The organism is Paenibacillus etheri (assembly GCF_001012825.1).
Lineage (GTDB): Bacteria > Bacillota > Bacilli > Paenibacillales > Paenibacillaceae > Paenibacillus_AQ > Paenibacillus_AQ etheri.
Window position 1 is genome coordinate 158,888 of sequence record NZ_LCZJ02000033.1, and the last position, 11,443, is coordinate 170,330.

Below are 11,443 nucleotides of genomic sequence, written 5' to 3' on the forward strand. Positions count from 1 at the left end.
GCTTTAGTCAACATAAAACAACATATTTATAGATAAATTATGTGGTTTTATGTGGTATTAATAATAATATACTGTGGTATTATGTGAATATGAGGTTTTTTTTTGAAATATACAACAATGTAGTAAACTAGAAAGTAGATGATGATAGAGGTGAGTGAACGGATGAAAGCATTTGAACGGCGGGATCTAATCATTAATGAGCTGTATAGACAAAAGAAAGTCCATGTCGCTCAGCTGGCGCAAAAATTCAATGTCTCGGAAGAGACCATTCGGCGGGATCTGGACAAACTGGACAAGGAAGGACTTGCCAAGAAAAATTATGGCGGAGCGATCCTAAATGCCCACACGAATGAGGACCCTCCCTATGTGAGCAGGCATCAAGTTAATATTGAGGCCAAAAGAACGATAGCCGATCATGTTCTCCAATTAATTAATGATGGGGATAGCTTGGTGACGGATACAAGTTCAACAGTTTTTGAAGCCTTGCGGAGAATTATTGAGGAGAAAAACAATCTGACGATTATTACGAACTCACTGGTTATATTATCCGAATTTCAACACTCCGGGCAAAAGCTAATTTCTACAGGTGGAATCCTAGGACCCGAGACTAGCTCCTTCGTTGGACATACCGCCTCGCAGACCATTCAAAAATATAATGTGGATGTGGCCATTTTCAGCTGCAAAGCATTGTCCATGACTGGTGGGCTCAGTGATTCGAATGAAGAAGAAAGTGAACTGAAGATTCTCATGCAACAGCAGGCGAATAAAGTAGTTCTGCTCGCAGACCACTCTAAGTTCGACAGGACTGCATTCATCAAATTATTCAGTTTCGATAGAGTGGATTATATCGTTACAGACGAGAAGCCTTCTGAGGAATGGATCGAGTTTCTGAATAACTATCACGTATCTCTTATCTATGCACCCGCTGAGTAATCAGTAGGTACATAGATAAGAAGATCCTTAGTACCTTAATGGCTTAAAAGACCGCTTTTCTCTACACTCTTCAACCATTCCCCAGCAATCAGATCATGCCCAGCTGCTGTCGGGTGAACGCCGTCCCACAGCCAGTAGGCTGCTTCAGTTCTACGAGTAGCCGTATCGAATACTTCCTGTAAAGGAACAAACACAGCATTAAATTCCTCTGCAAGCTGCTTAACAACACCCTGATAATGAGTAATCCGCTCTTTCCATTCATCCCATTGTTCTGCCGGAGCTCCGGTATTTAGAATAAAAGGCTCACACAAGACCAGCTTCGTTTGCGGAAGTACTTCCCCAGTTTCTTCAAGCACATGACGGTACGCACGTTCAAAACGGTCCGTTACTCCACTTGGTTCCCCTTTCATTGTTCTCCAAAGATCATTAACACCAATTAAAATACTGATGACATTTGGCTGAAGGTAAATCGCATCTTCATTCCAGCGTGCATACAGATCGGAAATTCGATCTCCACTTATCCCACGGTTATAAAATACTAGATTCTGGTCAGCTCGTTCATTGCCTAACTTGCCTCCAATGATATACGCATAACTATGTCCCAGAATATGATTGGGATCTTCATCACGACCACGGTTCCCATCCGTAATAGAGTCACCCTGAAATAAAATCACTTTTTTAGCTTTAGAATTTGGACTAGTCATTACTATGATTCATCTCCTTGATCTCGTCTTTTACATGAAACATTCAAGTTGAATGTTCCATAGGATACAAGTAAAGTTAACATATACAACTCAAGGAGGGAAGAAAATAATGAAATACAGAAGACTAGGCAATTCAGGACTAAAAGTCAGTGAAATCGGCTTAGGCAGCTGGCTTACATATGGAACAGCAGCAGAGCAAAAGGCAGCAGACGCCTGCATCAGCAAAGCTTTTGAATGCGGTATCAATTTCTTTGATACAGCTAATGCCTATAACCGTGGTGAAGGCGAAAAAGCAATGGGTGCTGCTCTTCGTTCCTATGAAAGATCATCTTATGTGCTTAGTACAAAGGTGTTCTTCCCCATGGGAGATGATGTGAATAATCGTGGGTTGTCACGCAAGCACATCATGGAACAATGCGAAGCTAGCCTTCGCCGTTTAGGAACCGATTATATTGATGTTTATTTTTGTCATCGGTTTGACAGAGAGACACCAGTTGAGGAAACTTTGCGCGCGCTGGACGACCTAACTGCACAAGGTAAAATTCTGTATTCAGCGGTAAGCGAATGGAGCGCAGCCCAAATTTGTGATGCCACTGGTATTTCACGCAGATTAAATCTTCGTCCGCTTATTTCCAATCAGCCTATCTATAACATGTTCGAGCGTTACATTGAAGATGAGGTGCTTGAGGTATCTCAGAGTGAGGGCCTCAGCCAAGTGGTCTTTTCTCCACTCGCCCAAGGTATTCTGACAGGTAAATACAAACCTGGACAACAGCCTCCGGCAGGAACCCGCGCAGCTGATGATTCGGTAAACGGGGTCATTCGCAGCTACTTCCGCGATGATGTATTGACAGTAGTCGGACAACTGGATGAACTAGCTAACAGCCTTGACCTGAAGCTGTCGCAATTAGCTTTAGCTTGGACCCTGCGGCAACCTGGCGTAAGTTCTGCAATTATTGGGGCCAGTAAGCCAGCGCAGGTGGAAGAGAACGCCAAAGCTGTCGATGCCGTATTATCTCTAGATACTTTGGAGAAAATTGATGAGATTTTAAAGCCAGTAGCCGATTTCGCTCCAGCGAGATAATCTAAAAGAGGTTGTACCAAAAGCCACAGCAATTGGCTCAGGTACAACCTCTTTTTTCTTAAGAAATCAATTTGGATTCTTCGGCTTGTTCAGCTGCCTTATTGATATAACGCTCCAGCGGCTTCTTGAGCGTTAGCGCCATTAAGAGTGCAATTACACCGAAAAGGATCAAATAAAGACAATCGCGAATCGCCACTTCCGGCAGAATCCCCCCTACCGCCTCCCGCATCAGACTAATCGCATAGGTAAATGGCATAAACGGATTCAACATTTGAAAAAAATGACCTGTTGTACTGATTGGAAACGTACCCCCAGAGCTTGAGAACTGCAGCACCATAAATACGATCGCTATCCCCTTCCCAACATTGCCGAATACGGAGACTAGGGTAAATACAATCGTCACGAATACAATACTAATCAGTACTGCAAAAAGGACAAACCACACCTTGTCCACCACATAACATTTCAGAATAAAAATATTACCAAGTACAGCCACCAGAGCTTGAAGAATCCCAACCGTAAGAAACGTCAGCAGACGGCCAAAATACAATTGATACCGCTTGTATACAATTCCTTCAGTATCCACTCCCGTACGGAGAAGTGAGATTAGCAGTGTACCGCCTACCCATAAGGAAAGTACAACATAAAAAGGAGTCATAGCCGACCCATAATTCGGAATAGGATATAACTTATTCTCTTTTAATACTACCGGATTGGCCAAAAAATCACTTTTGCTCTTAATATCCCCTCCAAGCAGCTCAGCAATCTCTCCCAGATCCACCTTATCTTTGATCTGACGGATGGTAGCTGCTGCTTTACGAATCGAGTCTTCCAGTATCGGGAGATCATTTCGCACCAAATCCGCTGCGACTGCCACACCCTTATCCGCACGGGGGAGACCTGTACGAATCAGATCAGAAATCTGATGCACCCGTTCCTCTACAGTCGGCAGATCCTGACGGACGAAATTTGCGGCTTGTTGTATCTTTTCTCCTGCAACAGGCAAGCTGCTCTGAATTAGTGGAAGTGTGTCGCGAACAAAAGCACCAAAGCTCTGTGTCTTATCTGCGACACCGCTAGCTGCTGTATGTACCGCTTCACGAATAGCTGGTAAGTCCTGCTGCAGAATAGCCAAGCTTGATTGTCCGAACTCAATCGCTGCCATAGTCTCTTCAAGAAGGGTACCAAGCGCCGACATTCGATCTGGAACTTGTTCCAGGGCAGTGGCTGTAGTCTCAGCAGCAGTGGATATTTGCTCTAAAGTATTTTTTATAGCAGGGATCGTTGCCGTTTCATATTCGGAAATAAGCTTCGCAATGGCTACGTTCCCTTCGCCAGATTTTAGGCCCAGTTGCTTAACCTTACTCGGATCAGGCTGACCCTCATTTTGTAGATCCGTTGCCAACGAATTTACCAATGAAGTCTGTCTGCTCAAGACATTGTTTACAGCCTTCAAGGTGCTAATCTCAGCACTGGGCACAGTTCCTGGCGAGAATGTATTCAGTGCCGATAACAAAGAAAGCGTATGGTCCATCACGTCACTTCCCGACGCCAGCTGAGCGGAAACTGACTCAAGTTGCTCGCGCACCGCTTGCGGGTCAATTTCCTCTCCCTGCAGCAGTTCAGCAAGCTGAACTACTGAATTCTGCGTTTTTTGCAGCAGGTATATATTTTGTTTGAGGGCGGCAGGTACCGCTTCAAATGCAGCATTACTCTTCTCTAAGAACTGCTGAAGCTCCAGAACAAAATCATTTCCAGCAGCTGCAATCTTGTCTGCCGTAGGCAACGTTGTTAGGGCAGTATTAACAACCTTATTTGCTTTCGCAAGGCCTTCCGACGCTTTGTCCATGATTTGTGCAACTTCGCTAAAATGATTATCAAGTTGAACAATTAGCTGTGCTGCTTGTTCAATCTTGGGTAGCTTATCCTGCAGCTCCCCTAAATGATCTGCAGCATTGGCAATTTGAGGCCAATGTTCAGCTATTTTTTCTAAAGCCAAACCCGCCTGCTCAACCTCAGGCAGCTTATTCTCCAGCTTAGAGATGCGCTCTGCCGATGCATGAATTTGCGGCCATTGCTCCTCAATTTTCAATACACGTTGGCCCGCCGTTTCAATCTCGGGTAAACTTGCCTCTAACTGAAACAAACCTTTCTCTACCTTGTGTATAATAGGCAATTCAGATTGGAACTTTGTATCAATTTGCTTTAAAGCCGTAAATACCGTTTCGCTAATCGTTTCCGTAAAATTCTCACTGATCTGTGTTGTGATGGAAGAGGCACCTTTATCCGTGATTTTAGGAGCAATCGCATTGATCTTCTCATTGACGGTGTATTCAATCTCTGGCTTCACGATCCTGCCTTCAAGGATCCCTGTCATTCTTTTTGAGAAATCAGCAGGGATAACAATACTGGCATAGTAATCTCCACGTTTCACGCCATTGTGCGCAGCTTCTGCATCTACGAAGGTCCAGCCTAAGCTTTTATTATTCCGAAGACTTTCCATGACATCATTGCCGATATTGAAGCTCTTATCTTTCACAGTGGTCCCTTCATCGAGACTGGTTACAGCAATCTTAATACCAGAGGTGTTACTATAAGGATCCCATACTGCTGCAACATTAAACCAATCATATACAGAAGGTAATACCACCAAAGCAGCGATCAGGAACACGGCCACAGGAACCTTAAATACGTTGCGCCAGTCGTTCCTATAAATCCGCAGAATTCCACCCATTCGTTGCTCCCCCTAATCTGTATGTTTTGACATTTTAATATGCCCGAGGAGACAAACTTTTACTATCATTTTTAGTGGATTCATGACCACTATTGCTTTTCAGAAATATTTTTAAAAAAATGCAACAAAACCTGCTCGTTTAACGTAATAGAAGTATATAGCCCGTTTAGGAAAAAACGTAGCGGGTAATAAGATATATACAACCTTTTTACATATCTCAAGGGGGAGATTTCTAATGTTTAAGAAAAAGTCAGCGTATGTGTTACCGGTTGTTGTTCTATTGTTTCTTTCCCTAATTACTACTGCTAGTACCGTTGGAACACGAGTGGATGCGCAAGATAGTGGCAAGACTCAGCAACAGACGGTATATATTCATACTATTCAATCCGAGAATGGCAAACTTTCCATGGCAGCCGATGAAATAAACTGGTATCAGGGAGCTGATGCTGATCGAATCTTTGCCGAAAGAGATCCCGAAGGTGCAGCAGAAATTGGTGGCGCTCCAGACAGCTATTATATTGTTAATGACTTTAATACACTGACAACCTATCCGATCGCGGATAACGCTACAGTCACCATGCAGATTTATGATCACACTGGCAATATTGAGGATCTAGACATTCAATGGAACGAAGCCATTACCTTACAACAGTTTATTGATCAATTTAATAAATCGGATATTTTCGACTTAAGCCAGTTCCCTTATCACCTTACCATTCAGGACGGCGTAATCACTTCTATCGTGCAACAATATATACCTTAAGCAGCAACCCATAACACATGAAAAACTGTGCCCCCCAAGATATACACTTTTTTTAAAAAAGTGGCCTTCTTGGGGGCATTTGTATTTTAATCAAATTATCAAGGTATAAACAAGAAGTTAATGACGGAAGAACGAAATATGTATACATAGCAACAAATGGATCAATTAAGGAATAACCCAACTGTCCTTCTTTCTTCACGTTGAATGGAAGTCCCCTTAGTAATATTGTGCTTCTGCACATATGGTTTCATCAACATTCAGGCAGGCGCATATTCAGTTTGTGAAAATAATCACTTATACTTAGTTGTAACGGAAACCCCTTCTGCATGATATTGTCCTTGCTGCATATTCAGCATCTGAAAGCTAAGAAGCAGATGCGGATAATACTTCGGATCGCTAATCGGAAAGCCTATGATTTCCTCGATTTTATTTAAGCGATAGAGTAGCGTATTCCGATGAATATGAAGCAGATCTGTCACTCTTTGACTGCTACAAATCTCAAGTACATAGGTTTCAAGCGTTTCTAAATAGCTTGTCCCGTTCTCTTCGTCATAGCTTGCTACTCTTGGAATGGCGGGTGAAATCCAGTTGCTTTTTGTGATGTTCCGTGTAAAGCGATGCAGCACAATGGGCAAGACATAGTCGTCGTAGCGGTAAATAAAATGGTTATCCGTGCTTTCGATGCCAAGCTTTAGTGACTCCTCTGCCTGAAATCGGTAGGTGTCCAGCTCTAGGATATTTGTGAAACGTCGACTAACACCAGATCGTGCATTAAAAGGTCTGAGGATTAGCTTGATTCTGGTTTCCACCGCGCAAGTGTTATCCTGTTCTGCCAGACCGTAAAGCAGGAGGAGAAGAACGTTTCCTTCAAGCAAAGACAGCTGGTGGGGATACTGCTGTTTGAGTTGGCCGAGCATGTATTTCAGTACAGTCGTAGTTTTAGCGTAATCTGCTTGCACAGCAAACAACAGAAAATCTCCGGAAAAGGATAAATTCAAGCCGTGTTTCCACAGCTCTAATTGTTCAGGTGTCACAATCCGATTATCAAATAGCTCTTTGACTAGTAAAAGTGAAAGCGGGTTCCCTTCTAGATTATGGTTAGCTTTTCGTTCGAGCTCCATGGAACAAGCTTTAGCAATTATTGTAGAGGCTTGATCATGCCAAGGTTCATGCCGTTCTCTAGGGCATAGAATCGCGACATATCCTTCAACCACATCATTAATTTTTATTATTTCTTGAATGCGCGGCAACTTCTGGCAGTCTCCCCAATCGACGTAATACGGTGGGGTTTCTGTGAAGGCTGCATGCATGTATTTTTCTTTATGAAATCCAACGACCATTTCCTGCGGAGCACCGCCTATCAGGAGCATGGTGTCCCAAATCTTGTCACCCAGTGACTCGCAAGGTGCAATCGCCAGATTGCGAAACGATACATCCGTAACGATAATCGGCATCTTAATCACCGAATAAGCGGCATTAATAATCGTCTGCATGCCACCTTTAGCGGCGGCTTCGAAAACTTGCTGATATAGCGCGGATAAGCTCATCTCACCATCACCTTCTGTTGTTCATGTTCGTCCCAGACCTTATCTGACTGTGATAATTCATTTAATTTATCATCAAAGGGTCTGTTTCGATAGATCAAAAATCATAAAGGAGCATAACAATCATGATAGAAACACAAAAGATTGATCCAACTACTGATTACAGCCGCTTATTTACTCCTTTCAAAATCGGAAATATGGAGGTCAAAAACCGAATTGTTCTTTCCCCGATGGGGACTGGATCTTCTAAAATTGACGGAAGTAAATCCAATTCTGAGATCCGTTACTATGAAGAGAGAGCCCGCGGAGGAGCGGGAATGATCATACTAGGTTGCCAGTTGCTTACTGAGGAATTGGCTCAGGGTTCGCTTGAAGGTACGCTAGAAAAGGAACATGTCATTCCTAAGCTGACTGAGCTAGTGGAAGCCGTGCAGCGATATGGTACAAAAGTAGTTTGTCAGATAAGTCCCGGTACAGGGCGCAATGCTTTCCCAAGCATGTACGGAGAACCACCAGTATCGGCTTCGCCGATTCCGGCTGTCTTTGATCCTAGTGTGACATGTCATGCCCTAACCGTTCCAGAGATCGCCAAGATTATGGAGCAATTCACAAACTCGGCTGATATCGCCAAAAAGGCTGGTTTCGATGCTATCGAAATTCACGGACATGCCGGATATTTGATTGACCAGTTCATGTCCCCGGTCTGGAATAAACGCGAAGATGAATACGGAGGCAGCGACGAGAATCGAGCTCGTTTCGCCCGCGATATTATCCGGGCCCTTCGTAAGGCTGTAGGGCCAAATATGCCGATCATGTTCCGTATTTCGCTGGATCACCGTTTTGAAGGCGGCCGCACTCTGGAGGATAGTATGCCACTTATTCAGCTACTTGAGGCCGAAGGCGTCGATGCGCTGGATATTGACTCCGGCAGCTATGAAACGCTCGACTATATTTTTCCTCCCGCTTATCTTGGAGACGCCTGTATGGAATATGTTTGTGAAATGGCTCGTAAGCATGTGAATATTCCGTTGCTTAACTCGGGTAACCACACACCAGAGACAGCTATACGTTTACTGGAGTCAGGAAATGCAGATTTCGTCATGTTCGGCCGGCCGTTGATTGCCGATCCCGAGTTGCCGAACAAGCTCATGCGGGGATGTCGCGAGGATGTTCGCCCTTGTATCCGATGCAATGAGGAATGTATCGGAAGAATCGTCAACCGATTGACAAAATTGAGCTGTGCGGTCAATATACAAGCTGCCGAGGAACAGCGCTTCAAATTGGTCAAAACCGAGATGCCAAAGAAGGTACTCGTCATCGGCGCCGGTCCTGCCGGACTGGAAGCCGCACGTGTCGCCGCGACGATCGGGCATCAGGTTATTCTGGTGGAGAAAGAACATGAAATCGGTGGTCAGCTGCGTGTTGCCGCCACACCGCAATTCAAGTCACAGCTTCGTGATCTGGTAAAATGGTTCGGCGTACAGTTGAATAAGCTAAAAGTGGATGTCCGTCTGAATACCGAGCTACAGGCAGACGATTCGCTATTGGACTCAGCCGACCGGATCATACTTGCTGCTGGCGCCCTACCAATAGAACCGCCGATCCTAGGTCTGGATTATGACAATGTCATCAGCGTTGTCGACGCCCATCTCCATAAAGATTTGGTAAAAGGGAAGCGGATCGTCATCTGTGGAGGAGGCCTTTCTGCCTGCGATTCTGCCATCGAGCTAGCACAAGAGCATGGAAAACAGGTGACTGTTATCGAGATGCGCGACGCCGTAGCAAAGGATGTTATGTTCATCAATACCATCTCTATCTACCGGATGTTCGACGAATACGGTATTAAGCAACGTACTAATTCCAGAGTAACTTCGATTGATAAAGTCGGCGTTCACATCACTAAGCTCGACGGCAGCAATGAGTGTATCCCTGCCGATACGGTTATTACCGCTTTCGGTATGAAGCCAGACCGGAGATTGGCAGAGAGTATCCAAGCCAAATATCATGCCAAGACTCGCGTCGTAGGTGACAGTGACACCGTCGGCAATGTAGGCACCGCCGTACGTGGTGGCTACTATGCAGCAATTAGTCTGGAAGATTAGATTACTAATATAAATTCATTAATTAATAAAGAGGCTCACCGAAGCCGAACCTGAACTGTGACCCACAAGATGTACACTTTGAAAAAAGTGCCCCTCTTGTGGTCATTTGTGTTTAATCAAACTAATAAGTTATGATGGAGAATTCAACCATGGAAGAACAGATTATTTCTTTACGGTATCCTTAAAAGGAACTCCAAAATTCGGCGTGCCATCTTCATTCCAATGGAAGACTTGCGCACGAGTATGACGGTTTGGATCATATCGCCAGTAATTTCTTTATAATTGCGGCAGTGGTAGATGAGCACATCTTTCCCACTTTCATTGACCGTAAAGCTATTATGGCCTGGACCGAATTGTCCATTTGCTTCATTCGTTTGGAATACAGGATTTGGTAATTTAGTCCATGAAGCTGCATCAAGAAGATCGCTGTCTTCATCCGCTACTAATAGTCCCATGCAGTAGTTGAAGTCGGGAGCACTCGCCGAGAAGCTGATAAAGATACGACCATTGCGTTTCAGTACTGCTGCGCCTTCGTTTACTTTGTACCCAATAATTTCCCAGTCATGCTCAGGAGTAGTAATCATAATCTGAGGACCCGTGAGTGTCCACGGATTGCTCATTTCAGAAATATAGAGATTAGAATTACCCTCAATATTCAGATCCTTCTGAGCCCATACATAGTACAGTTTTCCTTTATGCTGAAACGTAGTCGCATCCAAAGCGAACGATTCCCAAGCGGTCTTGACTTGGCCTTTTTCTACCCATGTTCCTTCTAAAGGATTAGCAGATGTATTCTCGAGCGCAAACATCCGGTGATCGAACAAACCATCTGTCGTCTCCGTAGTGCGGGCTGCGGCAAAGTAAATGTACCATTTTCCGTCTATGTAATGAATTTCCGGCGCCCAAATGTTAGCACTAAGCGGCCCCGTCTCATACTTGCGCCATGCTACAACTGGTTCTGCAGTAGTCAATCCTTCGATAGTTGTCGATCTTCTAACTTCGATCCGGTCATATTCTGGAACAGAAGCTGTGAAATAGTAATAACCATCCGTATGTTTATATACCCATGGATCGGCTCGTTGCTCCACCAATGGGTTGTTGTACTCTCTACTCGTATCCATAATCTTTCTCCTCTATATAAGCTTTAACAATACAGATCCATGCGGTGGAAGAACCTGCGTAACCCCTTCATTAGCAGCTTCCATGTAGTGGCTTTGCCACAGATCACGTATAATTCTTGGAACTGAAACATTTAGCTCCTGGAACGATACCTGAAGTGCCGACTCTTCATCACTGAGATTAAACCACGCTACATAATGCTTACCTTGTTCATCCTCAGAAGTCCAAACCGCATTTTCACGTCCTTTGCTAAGACTTTCACTTTAAAAATAGCATAGACAAATAGAATCGGAAATACATTAATATAAACCTTTTAATATTTCCATAAAATAAATGATGAAAGTAACATGATTACGATAAAAAAACACCTTATTTCGCCAATTTACTTTATGAATTCTTAAAATTTAACTAAATTAGGTACAGAAACAGGAAAAAACCCGCCATATTTTTTGTCATTCTA

7 protein-coding genes and 2 pseudogenes are annotated in these 11,443 nt (G+C 43.9%); 4 read left to right on the forward strand and 5 right to left on the reverse strand.

Annotated elements, in window-relative coordinates:
• Positions 1-162: 162 nt before the first annotated feature.
• Positions 163-933, forward strand: a complete 771-nt coding sequence (locus UQ64_RS20385; RefSeq protein WP_060625313.1) for a DeoR/GlpR family DNA-binding transcription regulator — start codon at positions 163-165, stop codon at positions 931-933.
• A 35-nt stretch (positions 934-968) separates the two neighbouring features.
• On the opposite strand, the gene UQ64_RS20390 is transcribed toward UQ64_RS20385, so the two are convergent.
• Entirely contained in the window at positions 969-1,637 is a 669-nt protein-coding gene (locus UQ64_RS20390) for an SGNH/GDSL hydrolase family protein (protein ID WP_060625314.1), read from the reverse strand.
• A 109-nt stretch (positions 1,638-1,746) separates the two neighbouring features.
• On the opposite strand from UQ64_RS20390, the gene UQ64_RS20395 reads away from it, so the two are divergent.
• On the forward strand, positions 1,747-2,721 hold the full coding sequence (locus tag UQ64_RS20395) for an aldo/keto reductase family protein (RefSeq protein WP_060625315.1): 975 nt from the start codon (positions 1,747-1,749) through the stop codon (positions 2,719-2,721).
• A gap of 58 nt (positions 2,722-2,779) precedes the next feature.
• Here UQ64_RS20395 and UQ64_RS20400 read toward each other — a convergent pair whose 3' ends face one another.
• Positions 2,780-5,455: a YhgE/Pip domain-containing protein gene (locus UQ64_RS20400; RefSeq protein WP_060625316.1), complete on the reverse strand. Its 2,676-nt coding sequence runs from the start codon at positions 5,453-5,455 to the stop codon at positions 2,780-2,782.
• Positions 5,456-5,690: 235 nt separating this feature from the next.
• Here UQ64_RS20400 and UQ64_RS20405 point away from each other — a divergent pair, with 235 nt between their 5' ends.
• Positions 5,691-6,218, forward strand: coding sequence for a hypothetical protein (locus UQ64_RS20405; RefSeq protein ID WP_060625317.1), 528 nt, complete (start codon positions 5,691-5,693; stop codon positions 6,216-6,218).
• Between the two features lie 290 nt (positions 6,219-6,508).
• On the opposite strand, the gene UQ64_RS20410 is transcribed toward UQ64_RS20405, so the two are convergent.
• On the reverse strand, positions 6,509-7,765 hold the full coding sequence (locus UQ64_RS20410) for a PucR family transcriptional regulator (protein WP_060625318.1): 1,257 nt from the start codon (positions 7,763-7,765) through the stop codon (positions 6,509-6,511).
• Between the two features lie 122 nt (positions 7,766-7,887).
• Between UQ64_RS20410 and UQ64_RS20415 the strand changes: the two genes are divergently transcribed.
• Positions 7,888-9,864, forward strand: coding sequence for an NAD(P)/FAD-dependent oxidoreductase (locus tag UQ64_RS20415; RefSeq protein WP_060625319.1), 1,977 nt, complete (start codon positions 7,888-7,890; stop codon positions 9,862-9,864).
• Positions 9,865-10,026: 162 nt separating this feature from the next.
• Here UQ64_RS20415 and UQ64_RS20420 read toward each other — a convergent pair.
• Together UQ64_RS20420 and UQ64_RS32955 are read right to left on the reverse strand one after the other, a co-directional pair.
• A pseudogene (locus UQ64_RS20420) lies at positions 10,027-10,985 on the reverse strand (glycoside hydrolase family 43 protein).
• A gap of 12 nt (positions 10,986-10,997) precedes the next feature.
• Positions 10,998-11,204, reverse strand: a pseudogene (locus tag UQ64_RS32955) (hypothetical protein); the annotation flags it as partial.
• Between the last annotated feature and the right edge of the window lie 239 nt (positions 11,205-11,443).

Bases quoted from the DNA above. Each gene is read 5' to 3' on its own strand.
- UQ64_RS20410 (WP_060625318.1), bottom strand. From the start codon at position 7,765: ATGAGCTTATCCGCGCTATATCAGCAAGTTTTCGAAGCCGCCGCTAAA.
- UQ64_RS20415 (WP_060625319.1), top strand. From the start codon at position 7,888: ATGATAGAAACACAAAAGATTGATCCAACTACTGATTACAGCCGCTTA.
- UQ64_RS20385 (WP_060625313.1), top strand. From the start codon at position 163: ATGAAAGCATTTGAACGGCGGGATCTAATCATTAATGAGCTGTATAGA.
- UQ64_RS20405 (WP_060625317.1), top strand. From the start codon at position 5,691: ATGTTTAAGAAAAAGTCAGCGTATGTGTTACCGGTTGTTGTTCTATTG.
- UQ64_RS20395 (WP_060625315.1), top strand. From the start codon at position 1,747: ATGAAATACAGAAGACTAGGCAATTCAGGACTAAAAGTCAGTGAAATC.
- UQ64_RS20390 (WP_060625314.1), bottom strand. From the start codon at position 1,637: ATGACTAGTCCAAATTCTAAAGCTAAAAAAGTGATTTTATTTCAGGGT.
- UQ64_RS20400 (WP_060625316.1), bottom strand. From the start codon at position 5,455: ATGGGTGGAATTCTGCGGATTTATAGGAACGACTGGCGCAACGTATTT.